This is a genomic window from Sulfurimonas sp. (genome assembly GCF_028714975.1).
Taxonomy (GTDB): domain Bacteria; phylum Campylobacterota; class Campylobacteria; order Campylobacterales; family Sulfurimonadaceae; genus Sulfurimonas.
On the sequence record NZ_JAQTLH010000001.1, the window covers coordinates 169,538 to 194,227 of the forward strand.

Here is a 24,690-nt window from a genome sequence, read left to right on the forward strand (position 1 = left end):
TAGATGTTAGACCATATCTTATCGATTTTAATTTTCTTCCCTGCTCTTGCTGCAATGCTTGGGTTTGTAGTTCACAAAGACAGTATGCGCTCTTACGGTGTAGCGGTTGCGACTATCGAGTTTGCACTCTCTTTATGGCTTTGGTTTGCATTTGACTCAACTATATCGGGAATGCAGTTTATGGAGCAAATTGCGCTTGTTCCGACATTTGGTATAAACTACATAGTCGGTGTTGATGGAATTTCGCTATTTATCATCATCTTAGCATCATTTTTTACTATGATAGGTATAGCATCTCTTGGTGAGACCAAAGATGTTAAAAATATGATTATAACGCTTCTGTTTTTACAGATGACTATGGCGGGTGTATTTGCCGCGCTTGATGCTATCGTGTTTTATCTGTTTTGGGAACTATCGCTTGTACCGATGTTATATATCATCGGTGCATGGGGCGGACCGCTTAGAATCTATGCATCCGTAAAGTTTTTCTTGTACACATTTGCAGGTTCGCTTGTTATGCTTGTGGGTATGCTGTTTATGGCGTACTTTTACTTTCAAGCGACGGGACAGTGGAGTTTTGCAATTCTTGACTGGTACCGTTTGATTTTGCCGGAATCATTCCAACTTTGGTTATTTGTGGCATTTTTTCTCGGTTTTGCTATCAAAGTTCCGATGTTCCCGTTTCATACATGGCTGCCGTACGCTCACGGTCAAGCGCCGACTATCGGTTCTGTAATACTTGCGGCAATTTTGCTAAAAATGGGTACATACGCATTTATCCGTTTTTCACTGCCTCTGTTTCCGGATGCGTCGGTTTACTTTATGTATCCGATAGCGGTTTTAGCGATTATTATGATTATCTATACTGCAATGGTTGCATATGCGCAAAAAGATATTAAGCAGGTTGTTGCTTACTCTTCAGTTTCACATATGGGTGTAATTATTCTGGGTACTTTTGCTTTAAATGTTGAGGGTATTTCAGGTTCAATTTTCCTTATGATAGCTCACGGTGTAGTCTCAGGCGCACTCTTCTTCCTTGTCGGTGTGATTTATGATAGAAGACATACTAAGTATATGAGTGAATTCGGGGGTTTAGCACATGTTATGCCGAGATATGCAACGATATTCGGGCTAATGATGATGGCTTCTGTCGGGTTACCTTTGACTATCAACTTCGTAGGTGAGTTTTTAAGTTTATTAGGGTTTTATAAACAGTCACATGTCTTAACGCTTTTAGCGGGAACTGCTATCATTGTTGGCGCAATTTATATGTTATCGGCATATAAAAAGATGTTCTTTGGCGTAATCACAAAAGATGAGAACAGAAATCTTCCCGATGTAAATAAAAGAGAACTTCTTGCTCTTATTCCATTGGCGATTATAACTGTTTGGTTGGGTATATATCCTAAGCCTGTTTTAGGAACGATTGACACAAGCGTAGAAGCAGTTGTTTCGTTAATGCATGAAAAAGCTATATCTAAAGAGGCAAAATCTAGAATTCCTAATATTGCTAACGAGACAGATATGACTAAAAATTCAGTAGAGGAGGCACACTAATGTTATCATCTGTAAATGTTTCAATCGAGTCGTTAAATTTAATGACTCTGGTGCCAATGTTAATTCCAATTATCGGCGCTTTATTAATTTTAGTTATTGACCTATTTAAAAGCGAACAAGACAGGTCTTTATATGTAATGTTAAGCCTTCTTGTTTTAGGGGTTGACTTCGCTTCTTTAATGGATTCGGCCGGTGTGTTTTCTAAAAACGGTACGGTTACGGGCGTTTTTGATGTAATGCTTATAGACGGTTTGGCTATTTTATCGCAATTTATAATTGTCGGTGCATCTATGCTGTTTATTCCGTTGGCACTTACTCATAAAAGATTCCATGAGTTCTCGTATCCTGAGTTCTTTGCACTCTTTTTGTTTATGATTGGCGGTTTTCAGTTTATGGTAGCAACCGACAATCTTATACTAGTTTTTGTAGGACTTGAAACTGCTTCATTAGCGCTCTATACACTTATAGCTATGCATAACCGCGATAAATCGTTTGAAGCTGCCGTAAAGTATTTTACGATGGGCGCATTGGCTGCAGGATTCTTTAGTTTCGGCTCGATGATATTCTACGCTCTTACGGGTTCGGTAGAGATAAGCCAAATAGCTACGGTTCTCTCTGCTAACAATTATGCAGACATAGGGTTTGTTCTTATCGGCGTAGTATTTTTACTTGCATCGTTTGGTTTTAAACTCTCAATGGTTCCTTTTCATACATGGACGCCGGATGTTTACGAGGGTTCATCGGCAGCACTGGCAGGTTATATGTCGATTGTTCCAAAAATTGCCGCATTCGTCGTAGCTATGAGATTTTTTGAATTTTTAATTCATAGCGGCGTTGTTTGGCTAGAAGTTATCTTATATATGGGCGTAGTTGTTACTATGACAATGGCAAATATATGGGCGTTGGTTCAAACAGATGTAAAAAGAATGTTAGCTTATAGTTCTATTTCTCATGCCGGTTTTGTTATGGCGGCAATTTTAATAGGTACGACACAATCAAACAGTGCGCTATTTTTATATTGGATACTTTTTAGTTTTACAAACTTGGGATCATTTTCTATGTTATGGATAAGCCGACAAAAAAATCTCCCTGTTCATCAGCAGTCGGATCATAGTTACAATAAATTTGCGGGAATGATTAAGACGGCTCCAGTAGCTGCGACAATTATGGCTCTTTTTATGTTAAGTTTGGCAGGTCTTCCCCCGTTTGGGTTATTTTGGGGTAAAATGTATATGATAAGTTCGGCAGTTACCGGCGGATATACGGTTTTAGCGCTTATTATGGCTCTAAACTCGGCAATTGCGGGTTATTACTACTTAAAACTTATAGTTTATATGTTTATGAGAGACCCGATTGTTGAAGATGGCGGTCATATTTATAGTGCAAATGCAACGCTTCCGTTAAAAACTATCATCGGTATTGCCGCGATAGGAACTATTTTTGCTTTTTTAGCTATTAATAAACTTTTAGAGTTTGTTACGGCATTTGTATACAACAGCGGATACTAATTAAAATAGATTCTTATATAAAGGTAGGGGAGAGCGTTTGTTTAAAATAATACTCCTTGTCTTTTTGTCAATAAATGTTTTTGCCCTTGAGATTTCTCTTCAAGGAGCAAAAGAAAAACATCAAGATTACTCAACACTTCACTTAAAAGATAAAGATAAATTTTTATGCCAAGAGATAAAAGACGATTTTGGCGTTGTTGTTAAGATAGTTTGTGCATTTACAAAATCCCCGACACAAAAAATACAAAAAATACAAAACAGTTTTTTCGAAATAGATACGGAGTCAAAGAAAAAAACATTTTTTTTGGTTATCAAGCCTTATCATAAAATGAAACTTATGCCGATAGTTTTTAATTTGACCAAAGATGATACGACTTTTAGTTCTAATGTAGAGCTATCAAACCACTGGATGATTGTAGGATATAAAGAGGTGATTCCATATATGGATAAACGCGCAGATTCCGATGTTTCTATTAATTTCCCATTTACATCTTCAGAAGATAAATTCCCGTATGTCGGCAGTCTTGATATAAACGGTAATCCCGTATATGTAAAAAGAGTAGGAGATGTTACGGATTATATAAAAATTAAAAAGAACTATAAAGAAAAAAATTATGAGCATACTTTAGGGTTAATTAATGACATTATGAAAGAGTATCCAAATTCGCTATTTAAAGCTGAGCTACTTTTTTATAAAATCAGAGTTTACTCAAAACTCGGCGAGAATGAAAAGCTTATCGAGGTTGCAAAAGATTATCTTAGAGATTATTCTTCCGATGAAAATGTTCCTGAGGTCTTGTCTCTTATAGCAAGATCATGCGATAAAGCCGGTATGAGCAGCGATGCAGATTATTTTTACGATAGGCTATTTAGCGAACATGCAGATTCTGTCTATGCCAAATGGGGATACATCTATATGGCTCAAGCTCTAGAAATATCAGGAAATTCGGCAAAGGCTAAAGCTCTATATGAAAAAGTGCTTAAGGAGACTGACAATATAGATGTTGCATTAGAAGCCTCATATAAATTGGCACAAAATAATTTAGCAAGCTCAAATTTTAAAGAGGCCGCAGAGCATATACAAAAAATAATAAAAGCCAGACCTGAGTTTTTTTCAAACGAAAATACGGACAGATCAATGGGTATGATGTATGAGTTTATAGATAATTCTGATTATATATCCGGTACTACAATAGCTAAAGCAATATTTGAGCATATGGAGCCGGATGATGACAGGTATGAGAAGCTCTCAAAAAATATCGGTATCTGGCTGAGTAAAACAGAGCAAAAAAAAGAGGCTTTAGCGGCTTTGAATGTCTATCTTGAGAAGTTTAGCGAAGGCGATTTTGTAAAAGAGGTGCAAGTTGCAAAAGATGCCCTCTTTTTTGATGTGAACGATGAGAACGCATCTGCTAAACTTACTGCTTTTGATAAGCTGATGCAAGAGTACGGCGGAGACAGTATCGGGAATAAAGCTATATATGAAAAAGCGAAACTCTTAATGTCGGAGGGTAAGTTTAAAGCAGCACTCGATATGGAGAAACAGCTTCTTACATTGGATGCACAGGAGTATCAAGATATTCCTAAACTAATTACCGATGCTGCAATAGGAACAATGAAAAAAGCATTGGAGGCAAAAGAGTGCAACAGTGTGCTTGTCATCTCTTCCCAACACAAAATAGAGTTATCAAACGAGTGGGATGATGGAATCTATGAGTGTGCCATGAAAGGAGCCGACTTTATGCTGGCTAAAAAAATGGCGGATAGAAACTTAAAATCAAAAGATATACAACAGAGAAAAAAATGGCTCTACAGATATATAAAAGTTGATTTTGCCACAGGAAACTATAGTAATGTTATCGAGGCATCCAAAGAGCTTATTACGCTTATAGGAAATGACCAAAATTCAGAGTACAAAGATGTGCATAGATATATTTTTGATACCTATCATAGGTTAGAAGATGCAAACAGGATGATAGAGGCTATAACTAATCTTATAAAAGTGTATAAAGACGACTATGTCGATGTAGATAGATATGTGGCTATTATGGTAGTCGGAAGCAATAAAAAGGATAATAATTTAGTCATTGAGTATGGTGAAAAGATTATGAAAATACAAAAGATTTCGGTATCGCATGCACAGAGCCCTTTTGTCGAATTTGCACTATATCAAGCATATATAGATAGAGAAAATTATAACAGAGCGTACGAAGTTATAAAATCTTTAGATACTTTAGAACTAAACAAGAGTGACAGATCAAGACAAAAATACCTTTTAGGAAATATTCTTACAAAACTTTGGAAAGATAAAGATGCGCAAAAAGCTTATCAAGAGGCTATTGACGCAGATAAAAATTCAGCATGGGCTCAACTTGCAAAGAGTGCTAAAGATATGTAGCTCTGCGTCAGTTTTGCTAAAAAAAGACTTTTTACAATAGACTTCTTTCTATAATACCCTCAAGTAACTAAAATCTTCAAATTATATTCCAAGTGAGCTTGGAATGACGAGATTTTTGAACTTTCGTCATCCTGAACTTGATTCAGGATCTAAGTTATAGAAAGAAGTTTAATTTATATATCAATATATCTTGATATTTCGCTATAATTTTGTAATTTGAATATTTCAAGGAGTTATATGGAACTGTTTTTGCAAACCGTCGGTTCTATCTACGACGAGACTAGAGTTAAAATTTTAAAGTTTATAAACAAAAACGGTGAGCTTTGCGTTTGTGATATAGAGAACTCCTTTGAGATGATCCAGTCTCGTATATCAAGACACCTGAAAATCCTAAAAGATGGCGGTTTCTTAAAGGTTGAGCGAAGAGGAACTTGGGCGTACTACTCTATCCGCTCGCCTCTTGATGAGTTTAGACTCTCCGTGCTTAAAGAGATTGATTTGCTAGATATTGAGATTCCGAAACTAAAAAAAGGGTGCGCTTTATGATTGCTTCAAGTTTTATTTTTTTAGCGACTCTTATCTTTGTTATATGGCAGCCAAAAGGGCTTAAAATCGGTACAACTGCGATAATAGGCGCAATAGTCTCTTTGACTCTTGGTACGGTAAGCTTTGGTGATGTGCTTATTGTAAGCAACATTGTATGGGATGCGACTTTGGCGTTTATCGGCATTATTATAATGTCTATGATTTTGGATGAGATAGGTTTTTTTGAGTGGTGCGCTATAAAAATGGCAAAATTAAGTCATGGCAATGGGCATCTTATGTTTGTTTATGCTCTGCTTTTGGGTGCTTTTGTTTCTGCTCTTTTTGCAAACGACGGTGCCGCTCTCATACTCACACCTATACTTTTGGCGAAGATGAGACTTCTAAAGTTAAACGCAAAAACTATCATTGCATTTTTGCTTGCAGGCGGATTTATAAGCGACTCGGCATCGCTTCCTTTTGTCTTTTCTAACCTTACAAACATAGTAACGGCTAACTACTTTAACATAGGATTCGTGGAGTATTTAAGCGTAATGTTTATGCCGTTTGTTGTAAGCGTAATTATCTCCATATTGGTTCTATGGCTTGTTTTAAATAATGATATACCAAAAACTATAGATGTAAATCTGCTTAAAAATCCCGATGATGTACTAAAGAGCAAACCGCTTTTTTACATATCATGGTTATTTTTGGCGCTTTTGCTATTTGCTTATTTTATAGGCGATGCTTATCATCTGCCGATTTCACTCTTTGCACTGGGCGGGGCAGTTCTCTTTTTAGCTATTGCATCGTACATGGGGGCTGCTCGGGCAGGACTTACTATAAAAAATGCTCCATGGCAGGTTGTATGGTTTAGTATCGGACTCTACATTGTGGTTTATGGGCTTAAAAATGCAGGGCTAACCGACTATCTGACTCTTGTTTTAAAAGATTTGGCAACACAAGGCGATTTTATAGCGATAATGGGAACAGGCTTTATTAGTGCGATTTTGAGCGCTGTTATGAACAATATGCCAACGGTAATGATTATGGATATAGCACTCGTGGACATACCGAATAAGGCGTTGGCTTATGCAAATATCATCGGGTGCAATTTAGGGCCGAAAATGACTCCTTTTGGCTCTTTGGCAACTCTTTTATGGCTTCATGTGTTGGCACAAAAAGGTGTAAAAATCAGTTTTTGGGAGTACTCTAAGTTTGGACTTCTTGTTACGCCGCCTGTTTTATTTGTAGTATTGCTAGCGCTTTGGTCTTAAAACAAAAGTTGATTTTTTTATAAAAAGGATATAAGTTTGGAACTATTTTTGATTGCAATTGCATTAGCGATGGATAGTGTTGCGGTAAGTATCGCCGGCGGAGTAAAATATAAAAAGATAAATCTATTTTTAGCTCTAAAAATCGCACTCTTTTTTGGTTTTTTTCAGGGTTTTATGCCGATGATCGGTTTTTATATGGGTAATTTGTTTGCCGGTTTTGTAGATGACTATGACCATTTTATCGCTTTTTTTATATTGGTCTTTTTAGGATACAAAATGATAAAAGAAGCCAAAGAGAATGAATTTGAAGATGAAGTTACGGATTTAAAAAACAGAACTCTACTTTTTCTAGCGATTGCTACAAGTATCGATGCTTTAGCCGTAGGTATAACATTTTCATTTCAGAATGTTGATATTTTATATGCGGTCGGCTTGATAGCCATCGTTACTTTTGTGCTTTGTGCGGCAGGAGTCTATATCGGTAAATTTTTGGGTGGTTATTTGGAAAGCAAGGCTGAGTTTTTAGGCGGGGTAATTTTGATAATTTTGGGTTTTAAGATTCTTCTTGATGGTCTAAATTTAATTTAATAAAAGGGTTGTGTTATGAAAAAAGTTTTAGTTTTATGTACGGGAAATAGTTGCAGAAGCATTATCGCAGAGGCGTTGATAAATGCTAAGTTAGACGGTGTGGAGGCAAAAAGCAGTGGAGTGAGAGCTAGCGGAAAAGTAAACCCAAATGCAAAAAAACTGCTGGAAGAGAAGGGAATCTGGAGAGAGGAATACCACTCAAAAACACTAGATACCGTGATAGATGAAGAGTTTGATTTGGTTGTTACGGTTTGCGACCACGCAAACGAGACATGCCCGATGTTTCCCCGCCCCGTAAAAAAGATACATGTGGGCTTTCTTGACCCGGACGCTAAGGGCTATGAGGCATTTGAGGCGACTTACAAAGAGATAGAGGAAGTTTTGCTTCCAAAAGTAAAAGAGGAGTTATTTGGGATGAAAAAAGAGGTAACACAACTGCGTAGCGGCGTGTCGATAAAGTTCAGCGGTGCGGTGCAAAAAGAGAGTATTGTTAAAATGGTGCAAAACTGCAAAACAGGTGCGTGTGAGTGCATGAGTGACGACACAAAAAAGAAGATAAAAGATATGCAGGTGAGTGGGGATGACGGCGAAGTGCTGCTTGAACTCAGCGGAGAGGTTAAAAAAGAAGAGATAGAAGCGGCACTTGCCAAATCAAAAGCTTTACAACATTAATAAAATTTAAAGAGGGTAAAAATGAAAAAATTAACAATAATCTTATCTTTGGCAGTTTTAGCTTTTGGCGGTGATTTAAAACAAAAAGATTTTGATGCGTATCTAAAGAGCTTTAATGTTCAAGAGACCGCAGATATGAAAATAAAATCTACTGATATGCTCGAACTTATCAAAAGCAATGAAGCAGTATTGATAGATGTGAGATTTGCCGAAGAGTTTAAAGCGTGGAATATGCCTTTTGCAAAAAATATTCCTCTAAACGAGTTGCCAAACCGCCTTGCTGAACTCCCCAAAGACAAACTTATCATCACCGCTTGCCCGCATAACGACAGGTCAAATATGGCAAGAGTTTATCTAACTATGAAAGGGTACAATGCAAAGTACCTAAATGACGGACTTTTAAAAGTAACCGATTACCTAAAAGGCGGCACCGCAGTTGGATTTATGCAAGAGTTAGAGAAAAAATAGAGCATAGCCTTAAAGTTTTATACTAGATAAAATAAGACCTTCTAGTTCCTCAAGCGGTGCATTGATAACACCCTCAAACTGAGTACGGTTAAAAGTTTGCTGTCGTTTTGCCAGTTGTGCCGTATGGGTTGAGATATTTTCACACATCTCATCTTTTGTGACTTTGCTATCAAGATACTCTAAAACTTCAACTATTCCGATTGTATTCATAGAGTGAGGAAGTCTCGTGTAGCGCTGTTCTAAGCGGCACACTTCATCTATCAGACCGCCCTCAAGCATCTTTTGTGTGCGTTTTTTTATCCGCTCTCTTAAAATATCTCTATCAACATCAATGTTATAAATAGGAAGATTCTCTATAACGGGTTTTGGCGGATTTTGCCTAAACCATTCGCTTGGAGTAAGCTTTGAAGCTTCATAGATGAGAAGTGCTTTTTCTATCCTGTATCTGTCGTTAGTAGATATGTTTTTCATATACTCACTGTCTTGTGTGCATAAAAAATCATAACTCTCTTGCAGGTTAAGCAGCCTTTTTTCAACTCTTTTTTTTGTTGTATCATCAATTTTCGGGATATTAGAGAGACCCTCAATGAGAGTTTTGAGATAAAATGAAGTTCCGCCGACGATGATGAGGTTTTTAGCGTCATCTTGGCACTTTTGCAGCACCTCTTTGTAAAGCCGTATAAATATATCAACGCTAAAGTATTCATTCGGGTATAAAACATCTATGCCGAAATGCCTAACCTCTTGGAGTTCCTCATTTGAGGGTTTCGCAGAGACGATATCTATCCCTTTGTATATGCTAAGAGAATCTATTGAAAGTATATAAGCGTTGATTTTTTTAGCGATTTTGATAGCTAAATCACTTTTTCCCGAAGCTGTTGGACCGATAATGGCTAGTTGAATCATGACGAAATTATATCATTTTAAATCAACTTTGGGTAAAATGAAACAAAAAGTAATTTAGGGTTAAATTTGCAAAAATATATAAATAAACTTAAAGATTTTAATGAACTGGTTATGTTTGAACACTCCATATTTTCACTTCCTTTTATTTTTATAGCTATGATAGTGGCGGCTGATGGATGGTTTGGCTTTACTCTGCTTATTTTAGGAGCGCTTGCGGCAGTGAGTGCTAGAAATTTTGCAATGGGATTAAACAGATTCGCAGACAGAGACATAGATGCGCAAAATCCCAGGACGATGTCGCGGCCGAATGTAGACGGCAGGCTTGATGCTTCATCTATATTAATTTTTATTGTGGTAAATGCTTTTGCTTTTGTCGGAGTGGCATATCTCATAAATTCTTTGGCATTTTATCTTAGTTTTCCGATTTTAGTCGTTCTTGGAAGTTACTCATATTTTAAAAGATTCTCATCATTGGCGCATATAGTACTGGGGATGTCGCTCGGGCTTGCTCCGATTGCCGGTGTTGTTGCTGTGAGTGCCGAGATAACTGCTTGGTCGGTTATGCTTAGTTTGGGTGTTATATTTTGGGTTGCGGGTTTTGATCTGCTATACTCTTTGCAAGATATGGATTTTGACAGAGAAAAGGGGTTGCACTCTATTCCCTCAAAATACGGCTCCGACGCAACACTTAAAATTTCGGCTTTTTTTCATATGCTAACCGTAATTTTTTGGGTGTTGTTTGTCTGGGTTGCAGGGCTTGGAGTATTTGCTTATACTGCCGTAGCTTTGAGCACTTTTATGCTCGGCTATGAACACTATTTAGTTAGAAAAGATTTTACTAAGATAGACCGTGCTTTTTTTACGGTAAACGGTTATCTCGGTATTGCTTTTTTTATTTTAATCGTATTGGATGAGGTGATATTATGAGTGTAAGATTAGTTAGCGCGCCGATTAATATAGTTTTTAGTAAAGTAGATGCGGACAAAGAGGCATATTTAAGAGAGTATCAGTACTTAAGCGAGAGTGAAGATGATTCAATAAATCAGTGGTTAAAACTGGCTCGCGCAAAGGGCGAAACAAACGATACTGATCCTGTTTTGTTAAATCTCATAGTAGAGCTGCACAAAAAGATAGACGCCCTAGAGCGTTTTTTAAAAAATGAAGAGCCTAAAAAATTGTCTCTGATGTATGAGATTCCCATAGAGTCTATAGGATTTGAGCACTTTAAATTATCGCAGGATATTTTAGAAGAGGGCGTGGAGTATTACGGCAGAGTTGAAATGCCTGTTCGCCCAAGAAGAGATGTCTGCATATTTTTTACTGCAATCGATAAATCACTGGCTAAAATAACTAAAATACATGAACGAGAAAACAGAGAGTGGGCTGCATATTTAACTGCAAGAGAGAGAGTACTCATTCGTGAAGCGAGAGAGAGCAAAGAATGAATTTTGAGCATATAAACATAGAGTATTTAGTGGTTGCTATGGGAGCCATGATTTTGTATTTAATCTACTATGTTTTTACAAAAGATTCAGAGTATAATAAAAATATTCGCGCAGTTGCGACTGTGGCAGAAGAGTTAAATAAAGAGATTTTTTACCTAAAAAAAAAGCTAAACGATACACAAATCAATATTAAAAATAATAGTTCTCGTATGAACGATGAAGATATTTATCAAGAGATAGAGAGAACGGTTTATGATATGGTTAAGCCTATTTCGCTTAGTATAAAAAGATTAGAAGAGGGTATCCAAAGAATAGATGAACATGTTGATGCAAGAATTTCTTCACTGGAGAGCGGTGTGAAGCAGATATCTATTCCCGCTTCGATACACGGAAATGATGATGAAAAGATTATATCGCTATATAAACAGGGAATAACACTCGAGACTATCTCAAAAGAGCTTCATATATCTAAAGCAGAAGTTGAATTTGTACTGAAAATCAACAAGATAAAGTAACATATATGGCGGATAGAAAACTCTTTACATTTGTCTCAATGTTAATCGGCATTAGTATTTTTCTCATATATTCACTCTCCGTATATACGACTATACTTTTTGGAGTAAACGAGTTTCATTTTGCAATAAGACAAACAGCTTTTGGGTTTTTAAGCATATTAATAATTTGGCTTTTAGCTCAAGGAGATCCCGATAAACTTTTAACACCCATAGGGTTTACACTCTTTATCGGTTCGGCAATTTTGATGATAGCTATGCCGTTTTTGCCCAGTTTTTTGGTTTCAGCAGTAGGCGGAGCAAAGAGATGGATAAAAGTTTTTGGATTTTCACTAGCACCGGTTGAGTTTTTTAAAGTCGGATTTGTATATTTTTTAGCATGGAGTTTTTCAAGAAGACTCGGACATCACGGCGGCATGGGAGTAAAAGAGGAGTTTATCAGATTTACTCCGTACGGGATAGTTTTTATACTCTCTATGTTTATTATAGCTTTTGTTCAAAATGACTTGGGTCAGGTTGTGGTACTAGGTCTTACTCTTCTTTTTATGCTTATGTTTGCCGGAAGCAGTTTTAGGTTCTTCTTGACTCTCATGATTGGCGCGGTACTCTTTTTTCTATTTTTCATTTTTACGGCAGAGCATAGGATACTGCGTATAAAATCTTGGTGGGCGTTGGCACAAAATAGTGTTTTAGAGATTTTTCCAGAAGCCGTAGCGGCACGCTTAAGAGTTCCGACAGAGGTTGAACCGTATCAGATAGGACACTCGCTTAATGCTATTCATAATGGAGGACTCTTTGGCGTGGGAGTGTCAAACGGAACTTTTAAGTTAGGATTTTTAAGTGAAGTTCATACCGACTTTATTTTAGCAGGGCTTGCCGAGGAGTTCGGGTTTATCGGGGTTTTGGTTGTTGTAAGTATATTTATATTGATGCTTCAGAGAATTTTTAAGATTGCAAATAGAACAGATGACTCAAGAATATATCTATTTAGTTTGGGTATTGGATTTTTACTCGCTTTTGCATTTTTAGTAAATGCGTACGGAATCAGTGGAATTACCCCGATTAAAGGAATCTCCGTTCCGTTTTTAAGTTATGGAGGATCTTCGATTTTAGCCGCTTCCGTCGGAATAGGTATGGTTCTTATGGCATCTAAAAAAATAAAAATGGATTAATATATACATAATATGGAGAGATAGATGAAGTTTTGCATTACAGGCGGCGGCACGGGCGGACATTTGATGATTGCAGAGGCTCTGGTCGAAGCTGCGGTAAATGACGGACATGAAGCCATCTTTATAGGCTCGATGAGCGGGCAGGATAGAAAATATTTTGAATCGCACAGCCTTTTTTCACATGTATATTTTTTGGAAACGACAGGCGTCGTAAATCAAAAAGGTTTTGGTAAATTAAAAGCTCTTTGGCTTGTGTTTCGCGCATTTTTTGAGTCAAGAAAAATACTTAAAAAGCATAATATTGAGGCGACTTACAGTGTAGGCGGATTTTCGGCCGCTCCCGCATCAATTGCCACGCTAAGCAGATTTATGCCTCTTTTTATACATGAACAAAATGCGGTAGAGGGAAGATTAAATTCACTCTTAAAACCATTTAGCAAAAGATTTATAAGTGCGTATGATAAAAATTCGCCCATTAAAGGCTATCCGGTTAAAGATGAATTTTTTAAAACCGCAAGAGCAAGAAGCGAGATAAAAACTATTATTTTCTTAGGCGGTTCACAAGGTGCAAAAGCTATAAATGATTTGGCTTTAAGTGTGGCAAAAGAGCTTCAAGAGTTAAGCATAAAGATAATCCATCAAGCCGGCGAGAGAGATTTTGAGAGAGTAAAAAAAGAGTATGAAGAGTTGCAGGTAGAAGCAGAACTTTACTCATTTACAAAAGAGATGAGTTACCTAATGTCTAAGGCGGATTTAGCTATAAGCCGCTCAGGTGCGAGTACGCTTTGGGAGTTGTGTGCAAACGGTTTGCCTGCACTATTTGTTCCGTTTCCTCATGCGGCATCCGATCATCAATACCATAATGCTAAGTTTATAGTTGAAAATGATTTAGGTTGGTGCAAGAGAGAAGATGAGGATTTAAAGTCAATTTTAATTTCAATTTTGCCTCAAAACTTAGAGAGTAAAAGCAGAGCTCTTTTAGACCGTTCAAGCAGAGATGTAGCAAAAAAGATGATTCAGGATGCGGTTGAGATAGTAAATAAAAAGAGTGGTATATTTAATAAAATAAAGTAGAATGTTAACAGGCTTAAATAAATTACAGACATAAAGGATTTTGTATGAAATATACATTGAAATTTAGAATTTGGCACTGGTTAAATGCGATAGTTATTCTTGGTTTATTGGCAACCGTATTTTTGCGTAAAACATTTCTTAGTTACAAAACAAATGCAGAGATTTTAATGACTAAACTCTCGGATATGGGAGTTGAAATAACAATCGAAGATGCAAAAATATTAGCAAAAGCGATTCGTGCAGGTATGTGGGAGTGGCACATAATATTGGGTTATGCGCTGGCATTTTTGGTGCTATACAGAATCTACCTATTTTTTACGGATAAAAGCAAAAAAGAGGATTTTAACTCGTTAACACTGCATAAAAAAGCGGTGAAAATATCATACTATGTAGTATATACGACTATTTTATTTATGGCAATAAGCGGTTTTGCCATATATTTTTATAAAGAGATAGGTATGAGCAAAGAGTTTGCAGGTGCTATTAAAAATATTCATGAATTTGCTTTTAATATTATTATGATTTTTGTACCGCTTCATATAGCCGGCGTTATCGTAGCTGATGCAAAAGAGGAACATGGGCTTATTTCAACCATGATAAACGGAAAAACAAAAGAAAATTTTTAAATTAAAGGTATAAAAATGGTTAAAATTGATAGTACGGCTCCTGAGTTTTGTCTGCCAAACCAAGATGATGTCGAGATATGTTTGAGAGATTTAAAAGGTAAGTGGATAGTGCTATATTTTTATCCAAAAGATAACACTCCGGGGTGTACGACTGAAGCTTGTGATTTTAGCGATGCCGCGCCGGATTTTGGCAGTTTAAATGCTATTGTGATAGGAATTAGTGCAGATAGCACAAAAAAACATCGTGACTTTATAGAGAAAAAAGATCTCTTTATAACACTGCTTAGCGATGAAGATACTTCAATGTTGCAAGAGTACGGCGTTTGGCAGTTGAAAAAAAATTACGGAAAAGAGTATATGGGGATAGTTCGCACAACCCTGATTATAGACCCAAGCGGTGTTATAAGAGCGATTTGGGAGAAGGTAAAAGTTAAAGATCATGCACAAGAGGTTATGAAAAAACTTCAAGAGTTGCAGGCATAACAATTACAAAATTATATAACATGAACTTGTAGAAGAAAATAGTTCCTTAAAAGCTTGGCTTAAATATTTTTTAGATAAAATTCGCGGATTTTCTTTGCCGCAGATAAAGCCAAAGAAATATTAACAGGTATATATCATAAAGTCAGTGCAACTCCCTCTTTAGGTGCAGATTTGCCCGATATTGCCGAAGCTAACTGACAAAAAATCTGGCTGAAAATGCCCTTAAAGGACCTTGAATGGTAACTATGAAAGACTTATTAGAGTGTGGTGTACACTTCGGACACCAAACTCGTCGTTGGAATCCGAAAATGAAAAAATATATTTTCGGTGTTCGTAAAAACATCTATATTATAGATTTACAAAAAACTCTTCGTTACTTCCGTAACACTTACCAAATCGTTGTAGATACGGCAGCTGAAGGAAAAACTGTTCTTTTCGTCGGTACTAAAAAACAAGCTCGTTCTTCTGTAAGAGATGCAGCAATCGCTTGTGGAATGCCGTATGTGGACAATAGATGGTTAGGCGGTATGCTTACAAACTTCCCGACTATTCAAAAATCTATCCGTAAACTTGATGTTATTTCTGAGATGCAAGAAAACGGTCAAATCGACCTTTTAACTAAAAAAGAAGCACTTATGCTTTCTCGCCAAAAAGAGAAACTAGAAGTATATTTCGGCGGTATCCGCAATATGAAAAAACTTCCTGATATGCTTTTCGTTATGGATGCAGTTAAAGAGCATATCGCTGTTTTAGAAGCTCGTTGTTTAGGTATCCCTGTTGTTGCTCCGCTTGACACAAACTGTGATCCTGATTTAATTACTTACCCAATTCCGGGAAATGACGATGCAATTCGTTCTATCCAACTTTTCTGTCGTGAAATGACTGAAGCTATTAACGAAGGTAAAGCGTTAAGAAGCGGCGGACGTGATGATATTCAACAAGAAGTTGCGGCAGCGCCGGTTGCTGAAGATATGGATGCTTTTGAAGTAGAAGATTTCGATACAGAGGAAGCATAATCATGGCAGAAATAACAGCAGCAATGGTAAAAGATCTTCGTGCATCAACTGATGCACCGATGATGGATTGTAAAAAAGCTCTTGTTGAGTGTGATGGAGATATGGAAAAAGCGACAGCGTGGCTAAAAGAGAGAGGTATCGCACAATCTGCTAAAAAAGCAGACCGTGTTGCAGCTGAAGGTCTTGTTGGACTAAAAATTGCAGACGATTTCTCTAAAGCTACTGTTGTTGAAATTAACTCTGAGACAGACTTTGTTGCAAAAAATGAGGGCTTCCAAAACCTAGTACTTAGAACAACAGAAGAGATTTATGAAACTTCTCCTGCAGATGTTGAGAGCCTAAAAGCTACATCATTTGGTTCTTATTTTACAGAGAGCGTTGCAAAAATCGGTGAGAAAATCGAACTTCGCCGTTTCAAAACGATTAAAGCTAGCGATGAGACCGTTGCTATTAACGGGTATGTTCACTCAAACAACCGTATCGCAGTTATCGTAGCTGCAAAGTGTGACAGCAAAAAAACTGCCGATGCACTTCGTCCTATGCTTAAAAATGTTGCAATGCATGCATCTGCTATGAAACCAAGAACGCTATCTTTTAGAGATTTTGATATGGATTTCGTAACATCTGAAACGATAGGAAGAATTGAAGCTATCAAAAAAGAGAATGAAGAGTTAGCAAGACTTAAAAAACCTCTTAAAAATGTACCACAATATATCTCTATGGCACAGCTTACTGATGCAGTTTTAGCACAAGCTGAAGCAGAAATCAAAGAGGTTCTTAAATCTCAAGGTAAGCCTGAAGCAATCTGGGACAAAATCGTCCCGGGTCAATTAGCTCGTTTTATTGATGATAACACGACTTTAGATAAAGAACTTGCTCTTTTAGATCAGACTTATGTTTTAAATGATAAATTAACAGTTGCTCAGGCTGTTGAAGCTGCTGCTAAAGAAGCAGGCGGAAATGCTGAGATCGTTGATTTCGTTCGTCTTGAAGTAGGTGAAGGAATTGAGAAAAAAGTTGACGACTTCGCTGCTGAAGTTGCGGCTCAAATGGGTTAAGGATTTATCCTTACCCATACTTAGATAAAAAAACCGCTTTTTAAACTCTCTTACTCTCTTCCACCTGACTTTCTTGTAGCATAGATGCTCTAAAAAAATGATATAATTTTTTCATATAACTCAAAGGGTTTTCTTTTGAAAAAAAACAGAATAATTGTTATCGGCGGTGGCTACGGCGGTCTTCGTGTTGTTGAAAAGTTGGCAAAAAATCCTCAAAATGAAATAATACTTTTTGATAAAAACCCATACCATTTTATGCAAACCGATGTGTATGACTTGATAGCAAATGAAGATGATTTTGCACAGGTTACGGTTGATCTTTTTACTTTTTGTTCAGGATTTGAGAGCAATGTAACTTTTTTAAAGCAAGAAGTCGGCAATATTGATTTTAAAAACAAAAAAGTGATTACTTGCGTACAGAGATATAGTTATGATTATCTTGTGATAGCCGCCGGTGCCCGTACAAAATTTGCATCAGATGTTATCGGGCTTCGTGAGTATGCCCACGGTATAAAATCATTGCATCGCGCTATGTATTTTAAACAAAAATTCGAGATGTCGCTCTTTCGTAAAGTTGATGAGGGTGGAACAAGTTGTACACCGATTAATATCGTCGTAGCGGGTGCAGGTCTTAGCGGAGTTGAAATAGCGGCGCAAATGGCATCGTTTTCTAAAGAGTTTTATAAAAACAACAACTTTATTTGTAGAAAATTAAATATCGTCTTAGTTAATTCTTCTAAACATGTTTTAGGAGGATTTGAAGAGGAGCTCGCAGGTAAGACGGATAAAAGATTAAGAGAGTTGGATGTAATTATCAAAAATGAGAGAAAAGTAGTCGAGGTTACGCAAAACAGCGTGAAGCTGAGCGGCGGTGAGATACTTGATATGGATTTTATGATATATACCGGCGGTATAGAGCCAAATGGTTTGGTGAATAATCTAGCGCTGGATAAAAATGAGAGAGGATATATTGTTTCAAATAAATATCTGCAATCTCAAAATTATAGCGATGTATTTGCTATCGGTGACTGCACGACGATATACAATAATGATAAAATCGTACCTCCGACTGCCGATACTGCAGAGCAGATGGGCGAGTTGTGTGCCAAAAACATAAATAACCTTATATCAAACAAACCTTTGATAGAACATCATATCAAGTCGCGGGGTGTGCTTATTGCTCTTGGAAGAGGTTATGCCGTTGCTAGAGTTTTCGGGTTTTATTTTAGCGGATACTTCGCCTATATAATGAAAAATATTATCGAGAAAGTTTATTCAAAAAGATTAGAAATTCGTTCAAGAAAAGGGTGTAAAAAGATATTTTGCGAGTAAATAGGTTATAATCTCCTTATGAATTTATTATCTGCAAAAAAATTATCACACACCTTTGATTATGAGCTTTTTTCCGATGTATCGCTTGATTTGCAAGAGGCGGAATCAATAGCAATTATTGGAATAAGCGGCAGCGGAAAGTCGACTCTGCTTAATATCCTCTCAACGCTTTTAAAACCGAATGAGGGGAGCGTCTCAATATTCGGTGAAGAAGTTTCATCCATGAACAAGAAGAGATTGTCTCAAATAAAAAGAGATGATCTTGGACTTGTTTTTCAATCTCATTACCTGTTTAAAGGGTTTACCTCCTTGGAAAATCTAGAAGTAGCTGCAATTCTCTCAAATCAGAGCATAGATACCAAACTTTTAAAAAGATTAAAAATAGACGGCACTATGGAGCAAAAAGTAACGGAACTCTCAGGCGGTCAACAGCAAAGAGTCTCAATTGCCAGAGTTTTAACAAAACAGCCTCGCATCCTTTTTGTTGATGAGCCGACCGGCAATTTAGATAAAACAACTGCAAATGAAGTTATGGATATCTTTTTTGAATATATACAAAAACATAATGCAGGAATGATTCTTGTAACGCATGACGAAGAACTTGCGCATAGATGCCATAAAGTTTACAAACTAATCAACAAAGAGTTAGTAAAAGTTAACTAAGAGGATTTGTTAGATGAATTGGCCTCAGATTTTTAGCGATGCTTACATAGTCGGCTTTATTCTTCTTTTTTTTAGATTCGGCGCACTCTTTATGGCTGTGCCTATATTTTCTCACAATAGTATACCTGCCGAAGTAAAAGCGTCAATGGCATTTTTTTTCACTATAGTTTTTTACTCTTCTATGCCCCCTCTAGCAATACCCATAACCGTACCAAGCATAGTATTGGCAATACTAAGCGAGATGTTTTTTGGCTTGGCAATAGGCACGATTTTGCAACTTGCATTTAATGTTATAACCTTTGCCGGTGGACAGATATCTTTTATGATGGGTTTTTCAATGGCGAGTGCGATAGATCCGCAATCTGGTATCTCAATGCCAATTGTTTCTCAATTTCTCTCTCTTATAGCACTTATGATTCTCTTTGCTATTGATATGCATCATTGGATGCTGCTTTTTATAGATAGTTCATTGCAGCATATTCCGCTTGGCGGTTTTTTAATGAATAATGATTTCTTTGGTTATCTTATAAAGGCAGCATCAAATATGTTTGTAGTCGGTTTTATGATTGCATTTCCTATTACTGCCCTCTCTTGGCTTGCCGATATGATATTTGGAATGCTTATGAAAACAATGCCTCAATTTAACCTTCTCGTAATCGGTTTTCCGATAAAAATTACGGTCTCATTTGCCATACTTATTGCGACATTTAGCGCGATTATGCTGATTTTAAAAGGGCAAATGCTTGAAGCTTTTAATTTTTTAGAGATGTTTTTTTAGTTTTTTTTGATACAATAATGTCAAAAGAGCCTCCAAAGGGAACATGTAATGAGAATATTACTTTTAAACAATAATCCTGTAGTAAATAAATTAGTAACTTTAAGTGCGCAAAAGACTTCAAATACACTGGACACCGCAGATAGCGTTGAGGCTGTAGAATCAAAAAATTATGATATCTTGATTATTGATGATGCTTTGTATAGCGAAGATGCTATGGAAAAGTTAGAGAGTAAAATAGAATTTAATAAATCTCTTTATATTTGTTCAAAAGACGCAAAACCTCAAGATAGGTTTACCAGAACTCTTAAAAAACCTTTTTTACCTACTGATTTAGTCGAGTTGTTAATATCTTTGGTAAAAGAGGCAGATACGATTAATCTCGACAAATCGGATAAAAGTCTAGACACTTTTGATGAAATTGATGAGATTGATGAGATTGATGAGATTGATGAGATTGAGGATCTTGATAAAATTGATGAGATTGAGGATCTTGATAAAATTGAAGATTTTGATGAGTTAGAGAGTTCGGATGAAGGGGAGATAGACTTCGATGAGTTGCATGATGACGATTTAGAATCAAGTCAAAAGATGACTGATAGCATTCTTGATAAAGATGAACTTCAAGAGGTACAAAATCTTTTAGAAGAGACTGAAGCCCAAGACGATGCGATAGAAGATACATTTGATGATTTAGAGTTTGGAAATGACTTAGAACTCGGTGATGACTTAGAATTTGATGAAGATGAACCGAAGCTTGAGGATGATTTAGAGTTTGGTGAAGATGAGCTGAAACTTGAAGATGATATACAAGAAATTGAGTCAAATGAAGCCGATAGTTTAAATTTTGATGAAGAGATAAAAGATGATTTAGAGCTTGAAGATAGTTTGGACTTTAATGAAGAGGAGAGTTTAGAAAAACTTGAATCAATTGACGAGCTTGATGAACTTGAAGATTTAGAAGATTTAGAATCTCAAATAGAGAGTGCGGTAAAAGAGTTAAGTGACGAAGATTTACAAAGCGAGATAGATGAAAATATGCTCTTAGATATTGACTCTTTAACAAGTAGAGATTTGAAACTCGCAATCGGCGAAGAAGTTAATGATGAAGAGTTTGATGAATCCGGAACAATTAATGAAGTAGAGCCGCATGATGAAGAGATTCAAGAGAGCGGTATGAGTAAAAAAGAAGAGCATAAAGAGAGAGCAGTAGAGGATTTTGATAAAAAAATAGATGTTTTAAAAGAGCCAAGCGAGAGTTTAGATGAAGGAGTAGAAGCTCTAAAAAAACTTTTAAAGGCATTGTCAAACGAGGATGTGGTCGCCTCTTTAAAAGGGATGAAGATAAGTATCAATATAACGCTAGGTGACAAGTAGTGAATCATAAATCGGGTGCTATTTTAGTTTTGTCGGGTCCAAGCGGAGCCGGTAAAAGCTCTTTACTAAATAAAATAATAGGCGATATAGGCGAGTGTTACTTCTCTATCTCAACAACAACACGCTCTATTAGAGAAGGTGAAATAAACGGTGTTCATTATCATTTCGTAAGCGAAGAAGAGTTTAAAAAAGATATCGAAGATGAATTTTTTTTAGAGTATGCGTTTGTGCACGGTAATTATTACGGAACATCGATAAAACCGGTAAAAGAGGCTTTAAAAACGGGAAAATTGGTTATATTTGATATAGATGTTCAAGGAAACGCGACTATAATAAACAGACTCGGCGATATTACAACTTCCGTGTTTATCTCTCCGCCCACGCTCTCAGAGCTAAAAAAAAGACTTGAATTTCGTTCGACAGATACGCAAGATGTTATTGATCGTCGCATAAATATGGCAAAGAGAGAGATGCAAAGAATCAGTGAATATGATTTTTTAGTCGTAAACGACAATATTGAAGTTGCCGCAGATATATTAAAAGTCATAGCAAACGCAGCTAGAGTTAAAATCCCGGCAAATGAGATAAATGATTTTGTTAGAAAATGGGAAGATATATAGTGTTATAAAACTATAATATTAAAACACTATAATATTATAATAAGCAAAGTTACAGCAAGCAATAGATACAATCTGGGCTAAATTTTAAAAAAAGAGGAACACAATCATGAGTATGCCTAGCGGAATGGAGTTATTGCTAATATTTGGAATTATCGTTCTAATGTTTGGTTCAAAAAAAATACCTGAGTTAGCAAAAGGTCTCGGTCAAGGTATTAAGAGCTTTAAAAAAGAGATGAAAAGTGATGAGGTTGAAGATGCAACTATAAAAACTGCTCAAACAGACGCTCCTAAAAAAGTAGAACCGACTGGAACCGCTGCAACAACTGAAGCTCCAAAAACTACACACCAAGCGTAAATCTTGAAACAACGAGTATCGGCGCTTTTGCGCGAAAAGTTTGGTCGTGAAGTTGTTTTAGAAAAGCCAAAAGATCGCTCTTTTGGTCATTTTGCCACTCCTATAGCCTTTTCTTTAGCAAAAGAGCTTAGGGAATCTCCTATGAAAATCGCTGAAGAGTTAGCCTCTTCATTCCATGAAACCGATATATTTAGCAGTGTTGACTCAGTAAAGGGCTACCTCAATTTTCGTCTTAGCGAAGATTTTTTAAATGAGTATGCACAGTGGGCATTAGAAAATAGGACTGCGTTTGCAAAAGGTGAAAAAAAAGAGAAAATTCTTTTAGAATTTGTTAGTGCAAATCCAACAGGACCGCTGCATATCGGACATGCAAGAGGTGCCGTTTACGGAGATACTCTTTATAGACTGGCAAAACACTTAGGCTATGATATAACGGCAGAGTATTATGTAAATGATGCCGGAAATCAGATAGATTTGCTTGGGCTTTCAATTCAGCTTTATGGACGCGAAAACATACTTAAAGAGAGTGTTGAGTACCCGCAGAGTTATTATAGAGGCGATTATTTAGCACCTTTGGCACAAAAAGCGGTAAAAGAGTTCGGTATAGAGATTTTAAGTGATGAATCTCGTCAAAAAGAGCTGGCACTTTGGGCTAAAGACGGTGTTATGGAGATCATCAAAAATGATTTGGCAGATACAAATATCTTCTTTGACACTTTTGTTTATGAATCGTCGCTTTATGATGATTGGGACAGAGTTATGGCAAAGATGGGCGATGGCATCTATAAAAAAGATGATAAAATCTTTATAGCATCAAGCCAAAAGGGTGATGATGCCGATAGAGTCGTTGTTCGTGAAGACGGCAGACCGACATATCTGGCGGGTGATATAGTTTATCACAATCAAAAATTTGAACGCGGATATGATTATTACATAAATATCTGGGGAGCCGATCATCACGGATATATAGCTAGAGTAAAAGCGGCAGTAGAGTTTTTGGGTTATGAGAGTTCTAAACTTGAAGTGCAGCTTTCTCAAATGGTAAGTCTTTTAAAAAACGGTGAACCGTATAAGATGAGCAAGCGCGCCGGCAATGTAATACTTATGAGCGATATCGTAGAAGAGATAGGTTCCGATGCTCTTAGATTTATTTTTGCTTCAAAAAAGAGCGATACGGCACTAGAGTTTGACTTGGCTGAATTTAAAAAGCAGGATAGTTCAAACCCGATTTTTTATATCCAATATGCACATGCCAGAATTAAAACAATTATCTCAAAGAGTAATTTGAGCCAAGATGAAATAATGTCGGCAACGCTAAAAAACTTAGATGAGAATGCCGATATTTTGATGTTTGATGCTCTGCTTTTGCCTGAGATTGTCGATGATGCGTTTAGCTCAAGACAAGTTCAAAAGCTTCCCGAGTATCTAAAATCGCTTGCGGCTTCTTTGCATAAGTTTTATTATGATTGCAGAATCATCGGAACTGAGGATGAAGCAAAACTTCTTAAGCTTTTAATGCTTGTCGGTCTGTCTCTTAAAACGGGATTGTCTTTGATGGGGATAGAAGCAAAAGATTATATGAGTAAAGAAGAGAATTAAAACTCAAGTTTTGGATATAACTTCGATATTTGACCTAATTGCGACTTCGTAATTTGTATAAGAATCGGGTTTTTACTCTTATCCAGCCAAGAGACTATTTTTAGGATATCTTCTAGCTTCATAGAAGTACACCCTGCCGTGGGTGCATCTTCTGAGCTTTCTACATGTAAAAATATACAAGATCCTGCTTCTCTTATCTGCTCTTTATTGTGTCCTACAACTATGCCCAACTCATACTGAGCGTCGTCTCTTCTCATCTCTTCAAAGCTTTTTGGCATTACTTTTGGTGTTTTAACGATTTGATTGTAAAAGCTTGACTCTGAATCATCAACGCAAATCAGATCTTTTGTTGCATAGAGATAAGGCATTTTTATTTTTATATCTTCATCGTACCCAAAAACGGCATCAAGAGTGAAAATACCGACAGGCGCTTTTTTATCGCCCTCTTGTTTTAGAGGCTCCGATGGAGTGTGCAAAAGCTCTATTTCTCCCAAACCATGACCGAGACCGCCTTTACCGATATTTACTTCAAATGAGTCAAAAACCGGTTTATTATCTTCAAAACAGCTAAGCGCTGCTTTTTGAGAGTTAAAATCATCAGCTATTACCAAAATTATTTGCTCATCGGCAAATAGAAAGATTTTGCAAATTATAAGAATTAAGAAACTTTTTACCATAAAGTATGTT

At 36.7% G+C, this 24,690-nt stretch carries 25 protein-coding genes and 1 pseudogene; 24 read left to right on the forward strand and 2 right to left on the reverse strand.

The genetic code is table 11. The features are described from left to right. The first annotated feature begins 3 nt into the window (after nt 1-3). The 8 genes and pseudogenes from PHQ93_RS00900 (at nt 4) to PHQ93_RS00935 (ending at nt 8,990) form a co-directional block, all read left to right on the forward strand. Nucleotides 4-1,557: an NADH-quinone oxidoreductase subunit M gene (locus PHQ93_RS00900; protein WP_299939664.1), complete on the forward strand. Its 1,554-nt coding sequence runs from the start codon at nt 4-6 to the stop codon at nt 1,555-1,557. After that, on the forward strand, nt 1,557-3,065 hold the full coding sequence (gene nuoN, locus PHQ93_RS00905) for an NADH-quinone oxidoreductase subunit NuoN (RefSeq protein ID WP_299939667.1): 1,509 nt from the start codon (nt 1,557-1,559) through the stop codon (nt 3,063-3,065). The genes PHQ93_RS00900 and nuoN overlap by 1 nt, the downstream gene beginning before the upstream one ends. 37 nt (nt 3,066-3,102) lie before the next feature. Then, nucleotides 3,103-5,463, forward strand: coding sequence for a lipopolysaccharide assembly protein LapB (locus PHQ93_RS00910; protein WP_299939670.1), 2,361 nt, complete (start codon nt 3,103-3,105; stop codon nt 5,461-5,463). A gap of 237 nt (nt 5,464-5,700) precedes the next feature. Then, entirely contained in the window at nt 5,701-6,009 is a 309-nt protein-coding gene (locus PHQ93_RS00915; protein ID WP_299939672.1) for a metalloregulator ArsR/SmtB family transcription factor, read from the forward strand. Further along, entirely contained in the window at nt 6,006-7,262 is a 1,257-nt protein-coding gene (locus PHQ93_RS00920; protein WP_299939675.1) for an arsenic transporter, read from the forward strand. The genes PHQ93_RS00915 and PHQ93_RS00920 overlap by 4 nt, the downstream gene beginning before the upstream one ends. Before the next feature lie 69 nt (nt 7,263-7,331). Further along, nucleotides 7,332-7,850, forward strand: coding sequence for a manganese efflux pump MntP family protein (locus tag PHQ93_RS00925; RefSeq protein WP_299940112.1), 519 nt, complete (start codon nt 7,332-7,334; stop codon nt 7,848-7,850). 15 nt (nt 7,851-7,865) lie between these two features. Continuing rightward, nucleotides 7,866-8,258: pseudogene (locus PHQ93_RS00930) on the forward strand (arsenate reductase ArsC); the annotation flags it as partial. Nucleotides 8,259-8,543: 285 nt separating this feature from the next. Then, entirely contained in the window at nt 8,544-8,990 is a 447-nt protein-coding gene (locus PHQ93_RS00935; RefSeq protein ID WP_299939678.1) for a rhodanese-like domain-containing protein, read from the forward strand. Nucleotides 8,991-8,999: 9 nt separating this feature from the next. Here PHQ93_RS00935 and miaA read toward each other — a convergent pair whose 3' ends face one another. Then, entirely contained in the window at nt 9,000-9,896 is an 897-nt protein-coding gene (miaA, locus tag PHQ93_RS00940; RefSeq protein ID WP_299939681.1) for a tRNA (adenosine(37)-N6)-dimethylallyltransferase MiaA, read from the reverse strand. 66 nt (nt 9,897-9,962) lie between these two features. Here miaA and mqnP point away from each other — a divergent pair, with 66 nt between their 5' ends. The 16 genes from mqnP to argS all read left to right on the forward strand — a co-directional run bounded on the left by mqnP (nt 9,963) and on the right by argS (nt 24,003). Further along, nucleotides 9,963-10,823 (forward strand): menaquinone biosynthesis prenyltransferase MqnP, encoded by an 861-nt coding sequence (mqnP, locus tag PHQ93_RS00945; RefSeq protein WP_299939683.1) that lies wholly within the window; start codon nt 9,963-9,965, stop codon nt 10,821-10,823. Then, nucleotides 10,820-11,341 (forward strand): hypothetical protein, encoded by a 522-nt coding sequence (locus tag PHQ93_RS00950; RefSeq protein WP_299939686.1) that lies wholly within the window; start codon nt 10,820-10,822, stop codon nt 11,339-11,341. The genes mqnP and PHQ93_RS00950 overlap by 4 nt, the downstream gene beginning before the upstream one ends. Continuing rightward, nucleotides 11,338-11,856, forward strand: a complete 519-nt coding sequence (locus PHQ93_RS00955) for a hypothetical protein (protein ID WP_299939688.1) — start codon at nt 11,338-11,340, stop codon at nt 11,854-11,856. The genes PHQ93_RS00950 and PHQ93_RS00955 overlap by 4 nt, the downstream gene beginning before the upstream one ends. A 5-nt stretch (nt 11,857-11,861) precedes the next feature. Further along, nucleotides 11,862-13,025 carry an FtsW/RodA/SpoVE family cell cycle protein gene (locus tag PHQ93_RS00960; RefSeq protein ID WP_299939691.1) on the forward strand — a complete coding sequence of 388 codons (1,164 nt, stop codon included), beginning with the start codon at nt 11,862-11,864 and terminating at the stop codon, nt 13,023-13,025. A gap of 24 nt (nt 13,026-13,049) precedes the next feature. Then, on the forward strand, nt 13,050-14,099 hold the full coding sequence (gene murG / locus PHQ93_RS00965; RefSeq protein ID WP_299939694.1) for an undecaprenyldiphospho-muramoylpentapeptide beta-N-acetylglucosaminyltransferase: 1,050 nt from the start codon (nt 13,050-13,052) through the stop codon (nt 14,097-14,099). Between the two features lie 44 nt (nt 14,100-14,143). Further along, nucleotides 14,144-14,725: a cytochrome b/b6 domain-containing protein gene (locus PHQ93_RS00970; protein WP_299939696.1), complete on the forward strand. Its 582-nt coding sequence runs from the start codon at nt 14,144-14,146 to the stop codon at nt 14,723-14,725. Between the two features lie 15 nt (nt 14,726-14,740). Then, entirely contained in the window at nt 14,741-15,208 is a 468-nt protein-coding gene (gene bcp, locus PHQ93_RS00975; RefSeq protein WP_299939698.1) for a thioredoxin-dependent thiol peroxidase, read from the forward strand. 236 nt (nt 15,209-15,444) lie between these two features. Further along, nucleotides 15,445-16,224, forward strand: coding sequence for a 30S ribosomal protein S2 (gene rpsB, locus PHQ93_RS00980; RefSeq protein ID WP_299939700.1), 780 nt, complete (start codon nt 15,445-15,447; stop codon nt 16,222-16,224). Between the two features lie 2 nt (nt 16,225-16,226). Continuing rightward, a complete protein-coding gene (gene tsf, locus PHQ93_RS00985) occupies nt 16,227-17,282 on the forward strand; it encodes a translation elongation factor Ts (RefSeq protein WP_299939703.1) in 1,056 nt (351 codons plus the stop codon). A 135-nt stretch (nt 17,283-17,417) separates the two neighbouring features. Beyond that, nucleotides 17,418-18,614: an FAD-dependent oxidoreductase gene (locus PHQ93_RS00990; RefSeq protein ID WP_299939706.1), complete on the forward strand. Its 1,197-nt coding sequence runs from the start codon at nt 17,418-17,420 to the stop codon at nt 18,612-18,614. 18 nt (nt 18,615-18,632) lie between these two features. Beyond that, entirely contained in the window at nt 18,633-19,277 is a 645-nt protein-coding gene (locus tag PHQ93_RS00995) for an ABC transporter ATP-binding protein (RefSeq protein ID WP_299939708.1), read from the forward strand. A gap of 13 nt (nt 19,278-19,290) precedes the next feature. Further along, nucleotides 19,291-20,055 carry a flagellar biosynthetic protein FliR gene (gene fliR / locus PHQ93_RS01000; protein WP_299939710.1) on the forward strand — a complete coding sequence of 255 codons (765 nt, stop codon included), beginning with the start codon at nt 19,291-19,293 and terminating at the stop codon, nt 20,053-20,055. A gap of 48 nt (nt 20,056-20,103) precedes the next feature. Continuing rightward, nucleotides 20,104-21,429 (forward strand): DNA topoisomerase IV, encoded by a 1,326-nt coding sequence (locus tag PHQ93_RS01005; protein WP_299939712.1) that lies wholly within the window; start codon nt 20,104-20,106, stop codon nt 21,427-21,429. After that, nucleotides 21,429-22,049, forward strand: a complete 621-nt coding sequence (gene gmk, locus PHQ93_RS01010) for a guanylate kinase (RefSeq protein ID WP_299939714.1) — start codon at nt 21,429-21,431, stop codon at nt 22,047-22,049. Before PHQ93_RS01005 ends, gmk begins: the two co-directional genes overlap by 1 nt. Before the next feature lie 106 nt (nt 22,050-22,155). Beyond that, nucleotides 22,156-22,404, forward strand: coding sequence for a twin-arginine translocase TatA/TatE family subunit (locus PHQ93_RS01015; RefSeq protein WP_299939716.1), 249 nt, complete (start codon nt 22,156-22,158; stop codon nt 22,402-22,404). 3 nt (nt 22,405-22,407) lie between these two features. After that, nucleotides 22,408-24,003 (forward strand): arginine--tRNA ligase, encoded by a 1,596-nt coding sequence (gene argS / locus PHQ93_RS01020; protein WP_299939718.1) that lies wholly within the window; start codon nt 22,408-22,410, stop codon nt 24,001-24,003. Here argS and PHQ93_RS01025 read toward each other — a convergent pair. Next, complete coding sequence (locus tag PHQ93_RS01025) at nt 24,000-24,680, reverse strand: L,D-transpeptidase family protein (RefSeq protein ID WP_299939721.1); 681 nt, start codon at nt 24,678-24,680, stop codon at nt 24,000-24,002. The genes argS and PHQ93_RS01025 overlap by 4 nt on opposite strands. Nucleotides 24,681-24,690: the final 10 nt, after the last annotated feature.